The sequence below is a fragment of the Chromatiaceae bacterium genome (assembly GCA_024235395.1).
Lineage (GTDB): Bacteria > Pseudomonadota > Gammaproteobacteria > Chromatiales > Chromatiaceae > Thiosocius.
In genome coordinates this window covers 603,021-621,039 of sequence record JACKMK010000001.1, presented here as the reverse complement: position 1 = coordinate 621,039, position 18,019 = coordinate 603,021, and the positions used below count along the sequence as shown (strand labels likewise).

General features: G+C 65.9%; 12 protein-coding genes. 7 read left to right on the top strand and 5 right to left on the bottom strand.

What is annotated here, in order from left to right:
* The first annotated feature begins 32 nt into the window (after nucleotides 1–32).
* From H6955_02810 to H6955_02795, 4 genes are all read left to right on the top strand, one after another.
* The gene (locus tag H6955_02810; protein ID MCP5312459.1) at nucleotides 33–3,365 is read left to right on the top strand and encodes a transglutaminase family protein; all 3,333 of its coding nucleotides are present in this window, start codon (nucleotides 33–35) and stop codon (nucleotides 3,363–3,365) included.
* Nucleotides 3,362–6,643, top strand: a complete 3,282-nt coding sequence (locus H6955_02805) for a transglutaminase family protein (GenBank protein MCP5312458.1) — start codon at nucleotides 3,362–3,364, stop codon at nucleotides 6,641–6,643. Before H6955_02810 ends, H6955_02805 begins: the two co-directional genes overlap by 4 nt.
* 71 nt (nucleotides 6,644–6,714) lie before the next feature.
* Nucleotides 6,715–9,207: a circularly permuted type 2 ATP-grasp protein gene (locus tag H6955_02800; protein MCP5312457.1), complete on the top strand. Its 2,493-nt coding sequence runs from the start codon at nucleotides 6,715–6,717 to the stop codon at nucleotides 9,205–9,207.
* Nucleotides 9,204–10,082 (top strand): transglutaminase family protein, encoded by an 879-nt coding sequence (locus tag H6955_02795; protein ID MCP5312456.1) that lies wholly within the window; start codon nucleotides 9,204–9,206, stop codon nucleotides 10,080–10,082. Before H6955_02800 ends, H6955_02795 begins: the two co-directional genes overlap by 4 nt.
* A gap of 12 nt (nucleotides 10,083–10,094) precedes the next feature.
* Here H6955_02795 and dapE read toward each other — a convergent pair whose 3' ends face one another.
* The 4 genes from dapE to dapC are packed head-to-tail and all read right to left on the bottom strand — an operon-like array spanning nucleotide 10,095 to nucleotide 13,644.
* Complete coding sequence (gene dapE / locus H6955_02790; protein MCP5312455.1) at nucleotides 10,095–11,222, bottom strand: succinyl-diaminopimelate desuccinylase; 1,128 nt, start codon at nucleotides 11,220–11,222, stop codon at nucleotides 10,095–10,097.
* 21 nt (nucleotides 11,223–11,243) lie between these two features.
* The gene (locus tag H6955_02785; GenBank protein ID MCP5312454.1) at nucleotides 11,244–11,591 is read right to left on the bottom strand and encodes an ArsC family reductase; all 348 of its coding nucleotides are present in this window, start codon (nucleotides 11,589–11,591) and stop codon (nucleotides 11,244–11,246) included.
* Between the two features lie 11 nt (nucleotides 11,592–11,602).
* Nucleotides 11,603–12,424, bottom strand: coding sequence for a 2,3,4,5-tetrahydropyridine-2,6-dicarboxylate N-succinyltransferase (gene dapD, locus H6955_02780; protein MCP5312453.1), 822 nt, complete (start codon nucleotides 12,422–12,424; stop codon nucleotides 11,603–11,605).
* A gap of 23 nt (nucleotides 12,425–12,447) precedes the next feature.
* Nucleotides 12,448–13,644, bottom strand: coding sequence for a succinyldiaminopimelate transaminase (dapC, locus tag H6955_02775; GenBank protein ID MCP5312452.1), 1,197 nt, complete (start codon nucleotides 13,642–13,644; stop codon nucleotides 12,448–12,450).
* A gap of 48 nt (nucleotides 13,645–13,692) precedes the next feature.
* On the opposite strand from dapC, the gene H6955_02770 reads away from it, so the two are divergent.
* Nucleotides 13,693–14,568, top strand: coding sequence for a DMT family transporter (locus tag H6955_02770; protein ID MCP5312451.1), 876 nt, complete (start codon nucleotides 13,693–13,695; stop codon nucleotides 14,566–14,568).
* Entirely contained in the window at nucleotides 14,565–14,951 is a 387-nt protein-coding gene (locus tag H6955_02765; protein MCP5312450.1) for a VOC family protein, read from the top strand. The genes H6955_02770 and H6955_02765 overlap by 4 nt, the downstream gene beginning before the upstream one ends.
* 6 nt (nucleotides 14,952–14,957) lie before the next feature.
* Here the strand turns inward: H6955_02765 and H6955_02760 are convergent, their stop codons facing one another.
* Nucleotides 14,958–15,635, bottom strand: a complete 678-nt coding sequence (locus H6955_02760) for a protein-L-isoaspartate(D-aspartate) O-methyltransferase (GenBank protein MCP5312449.1) — start codon at nucleotides 15,633–15,635, stop codon at nucleotides 14,958–14,960.
* Between the two features lie 200 nt (nucleotides 15,636–15,835).
* On the opposite strand from H6955_02760, the gene H6955_02755 reads away from it, so the two are divergent.
* Nucleotides 15,836–17,974 (top strand): EAL domain-containing protein, encoded by a 2,139-nt coding sequence (locus H6955_02755; protein ID MCP5312448.1) that lies wholly within the window; start codon nucleotides 15,836–15,838, stop codon nucleotides 17,972–17,974.
* The last annotated feature ends 45 nt before the right edge of the window (nucleotides 17,975–18,019 follow it).

Below are 18,019 nucleotides of genomic sequence, written 5' to 3'. Positions count from 1 at the left end.
GCCGATGCCGTTGGCAGTTACAGGGGAATTGCATGGCCATCCGTGTCGCCATTGACCATAAAACCACTTATCACTTCGACCGGCCGGTCTCCCTGTCGCCTCACCTGATCCGGCTGCGTCCGGCTCCGCATGCGCGCACGCCGATCCACGACTATCAACTGACGATCGAGCCGGCCGAGCATCGCCTGTACTGGCAGCAGGACCCCTTCGGCAACTTCGTCGCACGCGCGGTTTTCCCGGAGAAGGCCGAACTGTTCGGCGTACACGTACGATTGGTCGCCGACATGACGGTGATCAATCCGTTCGACTTCTTTGTCGAGAAATACGCCGAAGACTATCCGTTTCGCTACGACGCCTTGCTGCGCAAGGAGCTCGAGCCGTATTTCGAGCTCAGCGAAAACGGTCCACGCCTCCTGCGCTGGGTGGCCGGCGTCGATCGCAGCACGTGTCGCATCCAGGACTTTCTGGTCAATCTCAACCAGCAGCTGCAGCATGCGATCGACTACACGATCCGCCTCGACCCAGGCATCCAGACCTGCGAGGAGACGTTGGACAAGGCGCTGGGATCGTGCCGTGACACCGGTTGGCTCCTGGTCCAGATCCTGCGCCATCTGGGTCTCGCGGCGCGTTTCGTCTCAGGCTATCTGGTGCAGCTGACCGCGGATGTGAAGGCACTCGATGGCCCTTCGGGTCCGGAGCAGGACTTCACCGACCTGCATGCCTGGGCCGAGGTCTACGTCCCCGGTGCCGGCTGGCTCGGTCTCGATCCGACCTCGGGACTGTTTGCCGGCGAAGGGCATATCCCGCTGGCGTGCACGCCCGACCCGGTCAGTGCGGCGGCGATCACCGGGTTTACCGACAAATGCGAGGTCAGTTTCGACTATCTGAACCAGGTCACCCGCGTCCATGAGGATCCGCGCGTCACCAAGCCCTACACCGAGGAGCAATGGCAGGCGATCCGCGGCCTGGGTCGCGAGGTCGACGGGCAACTGCGGGCCCTCGATGTACGCCTCACGATGGGTGGTGAGCCGACCTTCGTCTCTATCGACGACATGCAGGGTGCCGAGTGGAATACCGAGGCGCTGGGCCGGCACAAGCGTGAACGCGCCGGCGTGCTGCTCCGACGGCTCGGCGATGCGTTCGCCCGCGACGGCCTGCTGCACTATGGCCAGGGCAAGTGGTATCCGGGGGAACCGTTGCCACGCTGGGCATTGGGTTGTTTCTGGCGCACCGATGGCGTGCCGCTGTGGCGCGACGTCGGGCTGCTGGCCGATGAACGTCGGCACTATGGTGTCACCATAGAAAAGGCCCGACAGTTCGGCGAACGGCTGACGGCGCGGCTCGGAGTGCGCAGCGCGCACCTGGTCGCCGGCTACGAAAACTGGATCTACTACCTGTGGCGTGAGGCCCGCCAGCCGGTCGAGCTGGACAGTGTTGCGATCCCCTGGGCACCGCAGTTCCGCGACGACCTGAGCCTCGCGTTGGCACACGGCCTCGAGCGGCCGGTCGGTTTCGCGCTGCCGCTGCTCTGGGACTGGCAGCAGAGCGGCTGGCGCAGTGGTGCCTGGGAGTTTCCGAACGGGCGTCTGCAGCTGATGCCGGGCGGCTCGCCGATGGGGCTGCGGCTGCCGGTCGCGGAACTGCCGTGGGTCGGCGAGGTCGAGCACGAGGAGGTCATAGCGCCGTCGCCCTGGTACCCCGGCGGCCCCGGTGCGGCCCCGGCCGAAACCCCGCCTCCGATGGCGGCCGACGCGCGACCCGAAGTGGTGCGTCGCCGCTGGCGGTCGTGGGGAGGTGTGCCGCACACCGCCCTCTGTCTGCAACCCCGCGACGGTCGTCTGCACGCCTTCCTGCCGCCATGCGAGTACCTGGAGCACTATGCGACATTGCTCGTGGCGGTCGAGGATACCGCCGCCGAGCTGGACCTGCCGGTGGTGATCGAGGGCTACGAACCGCCGCGCGATGCCCGCCTGAACTTCCTCAAGGTGACCCCCGACCCGGGGGTGATCGAGGTCAACATCCACCCGGCGGCAACCTGGGATGAACTCGAACACAACACCGTGACCCTGTACGAGGAGGCACGTCAGGCACGGCTCGGTACCGAGAAGTTCATGCTGGACGGACGGCACACCGGCACCGGTGGCGGCAACCATGTGACCCTCGGCGCGGCGGCCGCGATCGACAGCCCGTTTCTGCGTCGTCCGGACCTGTTGCGGTCGCTGTTGACCTATTGGCAGCATCACCCGGCACTGTCGTACCTGTTCTCCGGGCTGTTCATCGGTTTCACCTCGCAGGCGCCGCGCGCCGACGAGCGGGGCTCGCGACCGCTGCGCGAGTTCGAACGCAGCCTCGGTGAGATCGAACGTGGGTCGACACCTGCCGTCGTCGACCGTGCCTTGCGCAGCTTTCTCGCCGATGTTACGGGCAACACCCACCGTGCGGAGTTCTGTATCGACAAACTGGCGTCGGCCGACTCGGCCAGTGGCCGCCAGGGTCTGCTCGAGTTTCGTGCGTTCGAGATGCCGCCACATGCGCGCATGAGTCTGGCGCAGATGCTGTTGTTGCGTGCCCTGGTGGCGCGTTTCTGGCGCCAGCCCTATCGTCACGCACTGGTGCCTTGGGGCACCGCGTTGGACGATCGATTCATGCTGCCCCATTACGTGTGGAGCGATTTCGCCGCGGTGATCGACGACCTGAACGACGCCGGCTATGCGTTCGACCTCGCCTGGTACGCGGCTTTTCTGGAATTCCGCTTTCCGGTCTACGGGCGGGTCGAGTACGACGGCGTCGAGATCGAACTGCGTATGGCCCTGGAACCTTGGCAGGTGCTTGAGGAAGAGACGGCCACGCAGCGCCAGGCGCGGGTCGTCGATTCAGCCGTCGAGCGCCTGCAGATCGTCTGTCGTGGTCTCGATCCGGCGCGCCACCTGGTCACCTGCAACGGCCGACGGGTGCCGCTGCAGGCAACCGGGACGCCAGGCGAGTTCGTCGCGGGCGTACGTTACAAGGCGTGGGATGCGGCATTCGGCATGCATCCGACCGTCGAGGTGCATGCCCCCCTGGTGTTCGATCTGGTGGAGCGGGACCTCGGGCGTACGATTGGTGGCTGCGTCTATCACGTCGCGCATCCTGGCGGCCGGGCCTACGACACCTTTCCGGTCAACGCCTACGAGGCAGAGGCGCGGCGTATCACGCGTTTCTGGGCATGGGGTCATTCACCCGGTGATCCGGTGCCGCCCGCGTGGATTCGTCGCCTGCACGACGGGCGGCTGAGCAGCGGTGCGCGCGACGTACGTGAGCCGTCGCAGGAGCGACCGAATCCGGCCTATCCCTGTACCCTTGACCTGCGCCGGAGACCGATATGAGCCTGCGTATCGCATTGCGCCATCGGATCGAGCGGCGCTTCACGCGCCCGGTGCGACTGTCAACCCACTGGTTGCGGATGCGGCCGGCACCGCTGACCCATCAACGGCTCAGTGCCTATTCGCTGGGCGTGGAAGGGGCGCCCCACTTCATCAACTGGGTACGCGATCCGTTCGAGAACCATCTTGCGCGGCTCGACCTGCCCGAGCCGGTGCCGTGGCTCACGCTGGATCTCGAAGTGGTCGCCGATCTCGAGCCGGTGAACCCGTTCGATTTCCTGGTCGAGCCGTATGCCGCGGATTTTCCGTTCAGTTATGCCGCCCAGCTGCGCAAGGAACTCGGGCCTTATCTCGCGCTGCCGCCCGGCGGCCCGCGTTTCGCGGACTGGGTTGCGGGGCTGGATGTGCAGCCGGGCTATATCGTCACCTTCCTTACGCAGATCAACCATCGGCTGCACGCCAGCCTGCCCGCCAACCACAGTGCGTCGCCGGGACCGGTAGACCCCGAGGCGGTGCTCGAGCGCGGCGGGGGCTCTCCCTGGGAGGTCGCGTGGCTGGCGGTACTGGCGTTTCGTACCCTGGGGGTCGCGGCGCGCTTCGTCAGCGGCTACAGGATGTTCCTGGGTAAGTCGCCGAGCGCGAGTCTGCATGCCTGGTGCGAGGTGTTTCTGCCGGGGGCCGGTTGGATCGGCCTGGATCCCGCCGGCGGCCTGTTCGCCGACGAAGGTTACCTGCCCTTGGCCGCGGCCCCCGATCCGCTGCGCGCCCTGCCGGTGGTCGGTTACCACGAGGCCTGCGACGAACAGGTGAGCGAGCGGGTCGAGGTCCGTGTGCTGGCCGCCGAGCAGGAGGTGTGGCCGCTCAGCCCGACCCAGTGGCGCGACCTGCTTGCGGTGGCCGCGGACGTCGACAGCGCGCTGCGGGATGACGGGGTGGGTCTGGCCGTGCAATGCAGTCTCGCGTTCACCTCGGCGCGGGCTCCGGAATTGCCGGAGTGGCGGAACGCGGCGTTTGGCGATGACAAACGCCGGGTCGGCGAGGAACTGCTGCTGCGCCTGCGCGAACGCCTCGCACCAGGCGGTCTGCTGCAGATCGGGCAGGGCGAGTGGTTCGCCGGCGAAGGCTTTCCGCGCTGGCGTCTCGGTTGCTGGGCGCGCAGCGACGGTGTCCCGATCTGCCGTCAACCGGCACGATTCGGTAGCGGGCGTCGCAGTGGCGAGTTGGGCTCGGTGCATGCCGAACGTTTCGCGCAGCACCTCGCGACCGCGCTCGGGGTACCGGCGGAGCGCCTGATCCCGGCGTATGAAGACGGCCTGTATCGCCGCTGGCAGGCACCGGCGGTGGTCGACAAGGTCCCGGATGACGCGGAACTGCGCGACCCGCAGCGGCGCCGCGCCCTGGCCCAGCAGTTGTCCCGCGGTACCGGCGAACTGCGCGGCTACGTGCTGCCGCTGCGCTGGGACGACAAGCACGGCGGATGGTCGAGCGGCGCCTGGCCGATGCGGCGCGGCGCGGTCTACCTGCTGCCGGGTGATTCGCCAATCGGCTACCGTCTGCCACTCGAAGGCCTTCCGCTCGCGGTGCAGGCGCAGCGCGACGTCGATCGCTGCCAGTTCGACGATCGGCCGTTGCTCGCGGAAACGTACGGCGAGGTCAACGCGCGTCTGAGTCGGGTGATCGAGGGTGATGCGCCACAGCCGGCGGCGGATGGCGACGAGCCAGGCGGACCGCGCACCGCGGTATGCGTCGAGATCCGCAACGGGCGGCTGCATTGTTTCCTGCCCCCGCTGAGCCACCTGGAACACTTTCTGGAACTGGTCGCCGCGGTCGAGGCCGCAGCCGAAGTCATGGACATTGGCCTGGTGCTCGAAGGTTATCCACCGCCCGAGGATCATCGGCTGCGTCGCATCCTGGTCGAGCCGGACAGCGGCGCACTGCGCGTGCAGCTGCCGCCGTGCAGCGATGCCGCCGAACTGGCCACGTCGGTGAAGGCGGCCTTCCTGGTGGCGGACGGTTGTGGACTGCGTGCCGAGCACCTGTCGCCGGACGGCAGCCCACAGGCACTCGGGGTCGGTATGCCGGTCACGCTGGGCGGTCTGCAGCCGGCCGACAGCCCGTTTCTCAACTCGCCGCCGCTGTTGCGTTCACTGATCAGCTATTGGCATCGGCACCCGAGTCTGTCGTACCTGTTCGCCGGGCGTTCGATCGGTCCGTCGGGACTCGCGCCGCGGGTCGACGATGGACGCGACGAGGCCTTGTATGAACTGTCATTGGCGCTCGAACGCCTGCCGGACGGCGACACCGATGCGCCCTGGCTGGCCGACCGTGTGCTGCGTCACCTGCTGACCGATCCGGCCGGTGACATGCGCCGTGCCGCGATCCGCGTCGACGAACTGTACGACCCGGTACGGCCGGCGCGACGCCTCGGACGCGTGACCCTGGGCGGTTTTGAGATGCCGCCTGCGCCTGAACTCACGACCCTGCTCGGTGTACTGCTGCGGGCGCTGATCGTGCGTTTCCTGCGGTATCCCGAGCGCGGCGCACTGGCGCCCTGGGGCGAGGCACTGCACGACCGTTTTCTGTTGCCGCAGCAACTCTGGGAAGACTTCCGGAGCGTGTTGGCCGATCTCGCAGAGGTCGGTCATGTACTGGAATCGGAATGGTTCGCCCCGTTGGTCGAACGGCGTCTGCCTCACCTTGGAACGGTGCGTTTCGGCGATCTCGCACTCGAACTGCACCAGGCGCACGAACCCTGGATCCTGCTCGCTGAAGAGGCGAGCGCAGCCGGCATGGCGCGCTTCATCGACAACGCGGCGGATCGTGTCCAGGTGACGGCGACCGGGCTCACGCCGGGTCGTTACGTGCTCGAATGCAACGGCGACGCGGTACCGCTGCAGACGACCGGTACCGTTGGCCAGTACGTCGCCGGCGTCCGTTTCAAGAGTTCCAACCCACCGGCCACGCTGCACCCGACGGTACCGGCGGTCGCCGCGTTGGTGTTCGATCTGATCGACACCTGGACCGGGGCCGTGGTGGGCGGTTTCACCTACTATCCGTCGGCACCGACCGGCTGGGGTGTACCGGGGGTGCCGAGTCTGGCCCATCCGTACCTGCCAGGGGATGCCGCGCCCGCACCTGTCCCGGTACCGGTGGTGCTGCCCGAGTGGGGTGGCCGCGGTCGTTTCGAGGCCGGTGGCAGCGGCAGGCGGACCGCACAGCCTGCGACACCGAGGGCCGATGCCAGCCGGCCCTACCTGCTTGATCTGAGCTTTCCGGACTGAGCGGCGTGCAGGACAGCGTTGGCAACGGGCTGCTGAGCGGCTATCACTCCCATCCGGAGAGTTTCGACGAGATGCTCGCCCCGGATGGTGGCGTCCGCCCGCACTGGCAGTACCTCGTGGACGCACTGGGCGGCCTCGGCCTCCCTGCGCTGCAGGAACGGCGCAGCGAGGCACATCGCCAACTGAGCGAGAGCGGCGTCACCTACACGGTGCATGGCGATCTCGGCGCGCGCGAGCGCACCTGGATGCTGGATCCGCTGCCGATGCCGGTGTCGAGTGCCGAGTGGGCCGACATCGAACGTGGCCTGACGCAGCGCGCCGAGTTGATGAACCTGGTCTTCAAGGATCTGTACGGGCCGCAGGATCTCATCCGGCGGGGGATTCTGCCGCCCGAGCTGGTGTACGCGCATGGCGGCTTCCTGCGTTCGTGTTACCCACTGCCGGTCGACAACGAACATCCGCTGACGCTGTATGCGGTCGATCTGGTGCGTGGACCGGATGGGCGCATGTGGGCGCTCAGCGATCGTACCCAGGCGCCGTCGGGGGCCGGCTATGCCCTGGTCAACCGGCTGACCATGTCGCGCGTATTGCCGAGCCTGTTCCGCGATTCGCAGGTACACCGCCTGGCGCTGTTCTTCCAGAATCTGCGCAACGCACTGGCGGCGCTGAGTCCGCGCCCGGGCGAGGATCCGCGGATTGTCGTGTTGACACCAGGGCCGCTCAACGAGACCTATTTCGAGCACTCCTACCTGGCGAGTTACCTGGGTTACACGCTGGCCCAGGGCGACGACCTGACGGTGCAGGGCGGGCGGGTCTGGCTGCGTACCCTGCGCACCCTGGAGCGCGTCGACGTCATCCTGCGGCGGGTCGATGACCATTTCTGCGATCCGCTCGAGTTACGCCCGGATTCTCGCCTCGGTCTGCCGGGATTGGTGCAGGCGGTGCGCAGCGGCAATGTCGCGGTGGCCAATCCGCTCGGTGCCAGCCTGCTGGAGAACCCGGCGCTGAACGCCTTTCTGCCGGCGATTGCGAAACACTTCCTGGGACAGGAACTGAAACTGCCGAGCGCCGCGTCCTGGTGGTGCGGGCAGCCGCGTGAACGCGATTACGTATTGGCCAATCTCGAGAACCTGGTGATCAAGCCGATCTATCGCGCGGCCGGCGCCAGGCCGGTATTCGGGGGCGACCTGACGCGCAAGGCGCGTGCGCGGTTGGCGGCACGCATCCGCGAACGGCCGGCACGCTACGTCGGGCAGGAGCAGCTCGATTTCTCGCTGGTCCCGACCTTGTCCGACGGCCGGCTGGAGGCGCGACATGCGGTGTTGCGGACTTTCCTCGTCGCGCGTGAGGACGGCTATGCGGTGATGCCCGGTGGCCTGACACGTGTCTCCGCGGCACAGGACAGCGTGGTGGTCTCGAACCAGGCCGGTGGCCTGTCAAAAGACACCTGGATACTGGCCAGCGAACCGGAAAAACAGGCGAGCCTGCTGTCGCGTGTCGTGCCGCGGCTGACCGCGGCCAATCTGCATGGCGATCTGCCGGGCGGGACCGCCGACAACCTGTTCTGGTTCGCGCGTTACGCCGAACGTGCCGAACAGAGTGCGCGGCTGTTGCGCACCGTGCTGCACCTGTACCGCAACACCGTCGAATACCGTGACCCGGTCGACGCAGAGTGTCTGACGGTGATGCTGCAGACGCTGACCCGGGTGACGGTGAGTTATCCGGGGTTCGTCGGGGAGCAGGCCGAAGAACTGCGTGCGCAACCGGTACCCGAGTTGCTCGCGTTGATCCTCGACGCTGACAGGGTCGGTGGCCTGGCATTCAATCTACGCGCGCTGCTGGCGGCTGCGTACGCGGTACGCGACAGGATCTCGGCCGACACCTGGCGGGTGATCAACGATATCCGCAACCGGCTGCAGCGGCTGCGCCACCACAGCCGCGAAGTACTCGGCGACATCGATGACGAACTCGATGATCTGATCACCTCCCTGGTGGCCCTGGCGGGGTTCGCGCACGAGAGCATGCTGCGCAGCCAGGCCTGGCTGTTCCTCGACATTGGCCGCCGCCTGGAACGCGGTCTGCTGCTCGGCACGCTGCTGCGCGCGGTCGCGGTCGAGCCGCTCGATCCGGCGCCGGAATCGGTACTGCTCGAGGCGGTGCTTGCCAGCACCGAAAGCGCCATGGCCTACCGTCGTGGATACCACGACGATGCGCGCTGCGAACCCGTCCTGGCGCTGCTGCTGCTCGATGAGAGCAATCCACGTTCGCTGGCCTACCAGCTGCGTACCCTGCAGGGCCATGTCGAATTGCTGCCGCACGAAGAAGGGGTGCACCGACTCGCCGGACAGGTGCGGTCGATCAGTGATTCGCTCGGTCGACTGCGGCTGGCCGACGCGACCGCGCTGGCCCAGCAGGGTGAAGGCCGGCGTACGGCGCTGGAAGCGCTGCTCGGCGATTTCGAGCGACTCCTGCGCGAGGTCGGCGTGAGCCTGGCACGCGATTTCTTTGCCGAGGTCGGAGGATCGCAGCAGATGATCGGCAGCGGATGGGATGCACGCGCATGAAGTATCGTGTCACTCACACCACCGAGTACGCGTATGCGGAACCGGTGTCGCTGGCACACAACGAGACACATCTGCAGCCGCGCGACATCGGGCGTCAACGGGTCCTTGCATACCGTCTCGAGATCGACCCGAAACCCGCGGTGGTCGCCGAACGCATCGATTTCTTCGGTAACCACGTCACCTATTTCGCCTTGGAAAGACCACACGCACTGCTGCGAGTGACCGCGACCACCGATCTGGAGATCGATACCGGGGTGCGCATGGGTCACGGGGCCTCGACCTTGAGCTGGCAGCGGGTCGTGGCACGTCTGCGTGGTGCATCCGAGGGCGCGCTGCTGGACGCACGCCAGTACGTCCTGGAGTCACCGATGGTTCGTGTGCTCCCGGAACTACGCAAGTACGCGGCAAAATCGTTCAGCCCCGGACGCAACCTGGTGGAAGCGGTCTCGGAACTCATGCAGCGGATCCACGAAGACTTCAAGTACGAACCGGGCGCGACGTCGGTGGCAACGCCGCTCGACGAGATGTTCGCCCAGCGCAGCGGCGTGTGCCAGGATTTCGCGCATCTGGCGATTGCCTGCCTGCGCGCCAAGAATCTCCCGGCGCGCTATGTATCGGGCTACATCGAGACCATCCCGCCGCCGGGTCAGGAAAAGCTCACCGGCAGCGATGCATCGCACGCCTGGTTCTCGGTATTCGATCCCGAGGTCGGCTGGTTGGACTTCGACCCGACCAACAATCAGATCCCGATGGACCAACACATCGTTACCGCGTGGGGACGTGACTACGCGGACGTCACGCCGCTCAAGGGCGTGATCTTCGGCGGCGGTGAACACAGCGCACGCGTCGCGGTCGACGTGACGCGCGGCGCCTAGCACAATCGCCATTCAGGCCAACAGCAGTTCGAGGATTCGCTCGTAGATCGACGACAGGCGATCGAGGTCGTCGACGGCGACGCACTCGTCGATCTGATGAATGGTCGCGTTCAGCGGGCCGAGTTCCAGTACCTGGGCGCCGGTCGGGGCAATGAAGCGGCCATCCGAGGTACCGCCGGCGGTCGACAGCTCGGTGTCGAGTCCGGTGATCTCGTTGATCGCCTGCCGTGCGGCACCGACCAGCTCGCCGCGCGGCGTCAGGAACGGCAGGCCGGACAATGTCCATTCGATGGTGTAATCGAGCCGGTGACGATCGAGGATGGCCTGTACGCGTTCGCGCAGTGCCTCGTGAGTGGTTTCCGTCGAATAGCGGAAGTTGAACATCACCTCGCATTCGCCCGGGATTACATTGCTGGCACCGGTGCCGGCATGGATGTTGGAAATCTGGAAGGTCGTCTGCGGAAAGAACGCGTTGCCACGGTCCCACTCGGTGCCCGCCAATTCGGCCAAGGCCGGTGCCGCAGCGTGCACCGGATTACGGGCGAGATGAGGGTAGGCAACGTGTCCCTGTTTGCCGTGTACCCTGAGTACGCCGCCAAGCGAACCGCGGCGCCCGTTCTTCACGGTGTCGCCGAGCCGGGTATTCGACGAGGGTTCGCCGACCAGGCACCAGTCGATCTTCTCGCCGCGACGTTCCAGTACCTCGACCACCTTGACCGTGCCGTTGACCGACGGGCCTTCTTCATCGCTGGTGACCAGGAACGCGATCGAGCCACGGTGATCCGGATGCCGTGCAACGAAACGTTCGGTCGCAGTGAGCATCGCGGCGAGCGAACCCTTCATGTCGGCGGAGCCGCGTCCGTACAAGATACCTTCGCGGATCGTCGGATCGAACGGGTCGGACTGCCAGCGTTCGCGTGGTCCGGTAGGTACCACGTCGGTATGCCCGGCGAAGCAGAACAGTGGCGCCCGGTCGCCGCGCCGCGCCCAGAGATTGTCGACCTCGGCGAACCGCAGGGGTTCGTTGCGGAATCCCGCCGCAGCCAGGCGTTGCATCATCAGCGGCTGGCAGCCGGCATCCTCGGGGGTTACCGAGGGACGGCCGATCAGGTCGAGCGCGAGGTCCAGTGTGTCAGACATGGTACTTGGCGGCCTCGCTGCCTATTGATCAAAGATCTCGGCATACTGCTCGGGCCTGAAACCGACATGCCTTACCTTGCCGGTGTCGAGCACCGGACGCTTGATGATCGACGGCGTCTCCAGCATGAGGCTGATCGCCGAGGCCTCGTCGATGTTGTCACGGACCGCCTGGGGCACCTTGCGCCACATCATGCCGCGTGTGTTCAGCAGCGCCTGCCAGCCGAGTTCCTTCACCCAACGGCGCAACATCCGCTCGTCGATTCCAACCTTTTTGTAGTCGTGGAACTCGTAGTCGATGTCGTGCTCGGCGAGCCAGGCACGCGCCTTTTTCATCGTGTCGCAGTTCGGAATCCCGTACAGCGTATACATGGCGGCGGCACTCAGATATCGCGTAACAGCTCGTTGATGCCGACTTTTGCGCGGGTCTTTTCGTCGACACGTTTGACGATTACCGCGCAGTACAGGCTGTACTTTCCGTCCTTGGAGGGCAGGTTGCCGGATACGACGACCGAGCCCGCCGGCACCCGGCCGTAGATGATCTCGTCGTTCTCACGGTCGTAGATGCGTGTCGACTGGCCGATGTACACGCCCATCGAGATCACCGAACCCTCTTCGACGATTACGCCCTCGACAACTTCCGAGCGCGCGCCGATGAAACAATTGTCCTCGATGATGGTCGGAGCCGCCTGCAGGGGTTCCAAAACGCCGCCGATGCCCACGCCACCCGACAGGTGCACGTTCTTGCCGATCTGGGCGCACGATCCAACGGTCGCCCAGGTGTCGACCATGGTGCCGGAGTCGACGTAGGCGCCGATGTTGATATACGAGGGCATCAGTACGCAGCTGGGCGCGATGTAGGAGCCCTTGCGCGCGGTCGCCGGGGGTACCACGCGTACGCCGGTGTCGCGGAATTCGCGCGAGTTGAAGTCGGCATACTTCGACGGCACCTTGTCGTAATAGTTCGTGAAGCCGCCTTTGATGAACTCGTTGTCATTGATGCGGAACGACAACAGTACGGCCTTCTTGACCCAGTCGTTCACGAGCCACTGACCGTCGCGTTTTTCGGCAACCCGGATCTCGCCACGGTCCAATTGTTCGATGGCCACCATCACTGCGTCGTGCACCGGCGTGCTGACATTACGCGGCGTGATCTCGGCGCGCTTCTCGAAAGCGTCGACGATGATGGACTGGATTTCGCTCATGACTGGCTCCTGGATGTTGCAATCTACAGACGGTTGACGAATTCGCGAATGCGGTGCGCGGCCTCTAGGGTTTCCTCCGGACCGGCGACCAGCGCCATGCGTACATGGCCGGCGCCCGGGTTCAGGCCATCGACCTCGCGCGACAGATAGCGGCCCGGAAGTACCGTGACGTTGAACTGCTCGTACAGACCGCGGGCGAACGCGTCGTCGGCGATCGGCGTGCGTGGCCACAGGTAGAAACCGGCCTGTGGCGGGTCCACGTCGAGGCAGCCGTCGAGTATCTCGAGTACCGCGGCGAATTTTTCGCGGTACAGGCGGCGGTTGTCGCGCACGTGCTGTTCGTCCTGCCACGCCGCGATGCTCGCATACTGGTGCTGCGCCGGCAGCGCGCATCCGTGGTAGGTACGATAGCGCAGGAAGTCTTCGAGGATGCGCGCGTCGCCGGCGACAAACCCGGACCGCAGGCCGGGCGCATTGGAACGTTTCGACAGGCTGTGAAACACGACACAGCGTCGGAAGTCGTTTTGGCCCATCGCCGCGGCCGCCTGCAACAACCCGGCCGGGGGATCACGCTCGTCGAAATAGATCTCGGCGTAGCATTCGTCCGCCGCGATGATGAAATCGTGTCGCTCGGCCAAGGTGATCAGGTGCTGCAGCGTTGCCTGCGGGGCCACGGCGCCGGTTGGATTGCCCGGGGAGCAGAGGTACAGCAGCTGACAGGCGTCCCAGGTCTCGCTGCTGACCGCGTCGAAATCGGGCAGATAGCCGGTGTCGCGCTGGCAGGGGACGAAATACGGTGTCGCACCGGCGAGCAACGCGGCGCCCTCGTAGATCTGGTAGAACGGGTTCGGGCAGACGACCAGCGCCGGCCGGCCGCGATCGATGACCGCCTGGGCGAACGCGAACAGTGCCTCGCGCGTACCGCTGACCGGCAATACCTGGTCTTCCGGGTCGAGTGAGCCCCCGGGGAGCGCGAAACGCCGCTCCAGCCATCCGGCGATCGCCTGGCGCAGCGCCGGCATCCCCTTGGTCAGCGGATAGGTCGACAGCCCGTCCTGCAGGTGCCGCTGCAGCGCTGCCGCGATCAATGGCGGTGTGGCATGCTTCGGCTCGCCGATCGACAGCGCGATGTGCGGCATGTCGGGCGGCGTGGCACCCGCCATGAGCGCCTTGAGCTTCTCGAACGGGTAGGGTTGGAGTTTGGCCAGGTCGGGGTTCATGCGCGCGACAGCGTATTTCCGGGCGGCCGATTATAGGCGATCGGTCTGATGAATGCTGTGCTGGCCCGCTACGGGCCGACTTTGGGGCTGCTGTACGGGGCGACCTTCTGGGGGGTGGTCTGGTATCCGACCCGGATCCTCGAGGACGCCGGCATGCACGGCGCCTGGCTGACGCTGGTCGGCTACGGCTCGGCGGCGCTGTTGTTTGCGGCGTTCGCCCGCATCGACTGGCGCGTGGCGCGCGGCCAGTCGGGCGACGTGCTGTGGCTGATGCTGGGCGCCGGTTGGACCAACCTTGCGTTCGTGCTGGCGGTTCTCGAGGGCGAGGTGGTGCGCGTGGTGCTGCTGTTCTACCTGTCCCCGATCTGGACCGTGTTGCTGGGCCGCTGGTTGCTTGCCGAACATCTGACCGGGTTGACCTGGCTGATGCTCTCCCTTGGGATCGGCGGTGCCCTGGTGATGTTGTGGGACCCGGCGGTCGGGCAGGTGCCGTTGAATCGCGCCGATCTGCTGGCGGCAAGCGCCGGCCTGGCGTTTGCGGTGAACAACGTGATGACCCGGCGACTGGCCGGGCTGGGCGTGCGCGCAAAGACCCAGCTGGCCTGGGTGGGGGTCGTCGTGGTGTCACTGGGTTACATATGGCTGCAGTCTCCGGTCATGCCGGCGGTTTCGGCGAGCGCCTGGTGGGGCAGCGCCGCGCTCGGTATCGGCGGCTTTCTGTTGTCGACCCTGCTCGTGGTCTATGGTGTGTCCAGCATGCCGGTCCAGCGGTCCGCGGTGATCATGCTGTTCGAGCTGGTCGTCAGTGCCGCGAGTTCCTGGTGGCTCGCCGGCGAGACCATGGTGCTTGCCGAGTGGCTGGGCGGCGGTCTGATACTCAGCGCGGCGTTGATCGCGATACGGCAGGAGGATCCGTCGACATGAGCAGGGTACTGGGGTTGCACCACGTCAGTCTGATCGTCGCGGACACCGGGCGCGCGCTACGGTTCTATACCGGCGTGCTGGGCCTCGAGCCCGACCCGGGCAGGCCCGACCTGGGGTTTCCCGGTGCCTGGTTGCGGCTCGGCGACCGTCAGCTGCACCTGCTCGAGCTGCCTAATCCCGACCCGGTCGACGGCCGTCCGGCGCACGGTGGCCGTGATCGGCACACCGCGGTCGTGGTCGGCGACCTCGACGAGTTTATCCGGCGCCTGGAACGGGCAGGGGTGGGATACACCCTCAGCCGGTCGGGGCGGCGTGCGTTGTTCTGCCGCGATCCCGACGGCAATACCTGGGAGCTGGTCGAGCAGGCGGCCGTGGGGGCCTGACCCCGCTCAGCGGCGCTCGTCGTCGGCAACCAGCGGGACGAATGCGACGCCAAGGACGTCCCGCACCTCGCTTTGTCCCGCGGCATCCTTGTTGACCAACAGCAGCGACTGCGGACCGTGCGGCGGCCCCACCGGGATCACCAGCCGCCCGCCGGGGCGCATTTGGTCGACCAGCGCCGCCGGGATATGGGTAGCGGCGGCGGTGACGATGACCCGGTCGTAAGGCGCGAACTCCGGCCAACCGGCGTGACCGTCGCCGGTGCGGATGTGCACATTGTGGAAACCCAGTCGCTCGAGCCGCGCCGCGGCGGTCTCACTGAGCGCGGCGATCCGATCGACGCTGTAGACACTGTCGCACAACAGCGACAACACCGCGGTCTGATAGCCGGTACCGGTGCCGATCTCGAGTACCCGGTGGGTCGGGCGCGGGGCCAACAGGTCGGTCATCAGTGCGACGATGAACGGTTGCGAGATGGTCTGGCCATGTCCGATCGGCAGGGGCCCGTTGTCGAACGCCGCGGCACGTAGCGCCTCGGGCACGAAGGCATCGCGGGGTACCTTCGCCATCACGTCCATGATGCGCGCGTCGATTCCCGGCCTGCCGGTCATCCGGCGGGTTATTCGCGCCTCGGCGTCGATCTCCGCCAGCATGGTCTCGATCCCCTGTTCACGCGTCTGGATCATGCCTGCTCGCCTATCGGAACCACCTGTTCCGCTGGCGATGCCCGCGCCACCTGGATCCTGCGCCGGAGTGCGCTGGGATCGCGCTTCCGAATTGGCTGCCGATCCGTTTCGGACGGCCATCCGTGTATTCAATTGTGCGCCTGTCGGGTCGCTAACGCACCAGTGGGCGACGCATGCGTCGCTGGACCTGGAACGGCGGCATGGCGCAACGATCCGACGAAACATCGTTTGACGAACGCAAGCAGAGTTACCTCTCGGGGCACCTCGGGCTGACGCTGGTCCTGTTGCTGGCGGGGTGGACCTCGTTGGTCGCCTATTCCAATCATTGGAACCAGAGCTACCTGTACCGCGAGAAGGTCGCACTCGCGACCAGTGAGGCGCGTTCGTTGTGGAACAAGGACATGGCATTCCGCGAATGGGCGACCCGACACGGCGGCGTCTACGTGCCGCCCACCGACACCACGCCGCCGAGCCCCTATCTGGCGCACCTTCCCGACCGCGACGTTATGACCACCGACGGCAAGCGGCTCACGCTGTTGAATCCCGCCTACATGATGCGGCAGATGACCGAAGAGTTCGAGCAGACCTACGGTATCAAGGGGAAGATCACCGGGCTGCGGTATCTCAACCCGGTCAATGCACCGGACACCTGGGAAAAGGACGTACTTGAGGCGTTCTCCGAGGGCAAGACCGACGAGGTTGTCGAAGAGACCTCGATTGGCGAACAACGCTATCTACGGCTGATGAAGCCGATGTACATGACGCCCGGATGCGAAAAGTGCCACGCCGTGCTCGGCTACAAGACAGGCGACCTGCGTGGCGGGATCAGCGTCTCGGTGCCGCTTGCGCCTTATCTCCACGCCGCCGAGCAGAGCAGCCGGGCGATGTCGGCCACGCATCTCGGGATCTGGATGCTAGGTGTCCTGGGCCTGTGGTTGGCCGCCATCCAGGCGGTGCGCAAGCGCCGCGAACGGGTGACACTGCTCAGCCAGCTCGAGCAGGCTGCGCTGTACGACGACCTCACCGCACTGCCTACGCGTGCACTGTTCGAAGATCGTATCCGCCAGGCAATCCGCATCTCGAAACGTGATCCGCAACGCCTGTTCGGTCTGTGTTTCATCGACCTCGATCGCTTCAAGCAGATCAACGACACCTATGGGCACGCGGTCGGGGACGAGCTGTTGATCCAGGTCGGCGGTGTGCTTTCGCGGGCGGTTCGTCCGCTGGACACGGTGGCTCGACTGGGCGGCGACGAGTACATCGTGTTGCTCAACCAGATCGCGGACGCCGGCGAGGCGGTGGCAATCGCCGAGCGCATCCTGGAAGAACTGAACGCCCCATTCATGGTCGCGGAACGCACCGTACAGATCGGAGCGAGCGTGGGGATCGCGTTGAGCGACGGAACGTATGACGCGCCGGAGACGATGATTCGCCATGCCGATATCGCCATGTTCCGTGCCAAACGAGGCAGCGGTCGGCGGATCGAGGTGTTCAATACCGACATGCAGGAGGATGTGCGTCAGGCGACGGAGCTGGAATCGATGTTGCGCCAGGCGCTGCAGAACCGGGAGTTCGAGGTCCACTATCAACCGGTGGTGCACCTCGGCGAGCAGCGCATCGCGAGCTTCGAGGCGCTACTGAGGTGGCACCATCCACTCAAGGGATCGATCCCCCCGGATCTGTTCATCCCGGTCGCCGAAGAGATCGGGGTCATCCAGGCCATCGGCGAATGGGTCATCGAGCAGGCGTGCACGCAGGTCCGCGCATGGAACAACCAATTCGGCACGGCACGCAACCCCTTGTCCGTGTCGGTCAACCTGTCGGCACGCCAGTTGGTCGACCATGACGTGGTTGAAAAGATCACTGCCATCGTGCGGCGTGCCGGGATTGCCGCATCGCAGTTGTGCCTGGAGGTGACCGAGACCGCGCTGATCCGCGAACAGGCCCAGGTGCGTCGGAATCTGCATGCCCTGGGGGAGTTGGGCTTTCGCCTGAGTGCGGACGACTTCGGCACCGGCTACAGTTCCCTGACCTATCTGCAGCACTATCGTTTCGACGCCTACAAGATCGACAAGCAGTTCGTACAGGACGACAGCGAGAACGGCGCCGGCATGAAACTGTGCAATGCCCTGATTGGCCTTGCCGATGATCTCGGTATTGCGGTCATCGCAGAGGGCGTCGAGACCGGCGAACAATGTCGGCGATTGCGGGCCATGGGATGCGACCTGATGCAGGGATACTATTTTGCACGACCGTCGCCGGCGCGCGAGATCGACGCGTTGTTCGACCTCGGCCTGCACCTCGATATCGACGGTCTGGCGCAACGCACCGCCGCCTGACACGGTCGAGACGGCCGGGACTCTCGCCGACCACCACCGTCCGAC

What these genes read in the sequence shown, in the direction of transcription:
- H6955_02800 (MCP5312457.1), top strand. Translation starts at nt 6,715, where the DNA reads ATGCTCGCCCCGGATGGTGGCGTCCGCCCGCACTGGCAGTACCTCGTG.
- H6955_02760 (MCP5312449.1), bottom strand. Translation starts at nt 15,635, where the DNA reads ATGATCCAGACGCGTGAACAGGGGATCGAGACCATGCTGGCGGAGATC.
- H6955_02770 (MCP5312451.1), top strand. Translation starts at nt 13,693, where the DNA reads ATGAATGCTGTGCTGGCCCGCTACGGGCCGACTTTGGGGCTGCTGTAC.
- H6955_02765 (MCP5312450.1), top strand. Translation starts at nt 14,565, where the DNA reads ATGAGCAGGGTACTGGGGTTGCACCACGTCAGTCTGATCGTCGCGGAC.
- H6955_02805 (MCP5312458.1), top strand. Translation starts at nt 3,362, where the DNA reads ATGAGCCTGCGTATCGCATTGCGCCATCGGATCGAGCGGCGCTTCACG.
- dapC (MCP5312452.1), bottom strand. Translation starts at nt 13,644, where the DNA reads ATGAACCCCGACCTGGCCAAACTCCAACCCTACCCGTTCGAGAAGCTC.
- H6955_02785 (MCP5312454.1), bottom strand. Translation starts at nt 11,591, where the DNA reads ATGTATACGCTGTACGGGATTCCGAACTGCGACACGATGAAAAAGGCG.
- dapE (MCP5312455.1), bottom strand. Translation starts at nt 11,222, where the DNA reads ATGTCTGACACACTGGACCTCGCGCTCGACCTGATCGGCCGTCCCTCG.
- dapD (MCP5312453.1), bottom strand. Translation starts at nt 12,424, where the DNA reads ATGAGCGAAATCCAGTCCATCATCGTCGACGCTTTCGAGAAGCGCGCC.
- H6955_02795 (MCP5312456.1), top strand. Translation starts at nt 9,204, where the DNA reads ATGAAGTATCGTGTCACTCACACCACCGAGTACGCGTATGCGGAACCG.
- H6955_02755 (MCP5312448.1), top strand. Translation starts at nt 15,836, where the DNA reads ATGGCGCAACGATCCGACGAAACATCGTTTGACGAACGCAAGCAGAGT.
- H6955_02810 (MCP5312459.1), top strand. Translation starts at nt 33, where the DNA reads ATGGCCATCCGTGTCGCCATTGACCATAAAACCACTTATCACTTCGAC.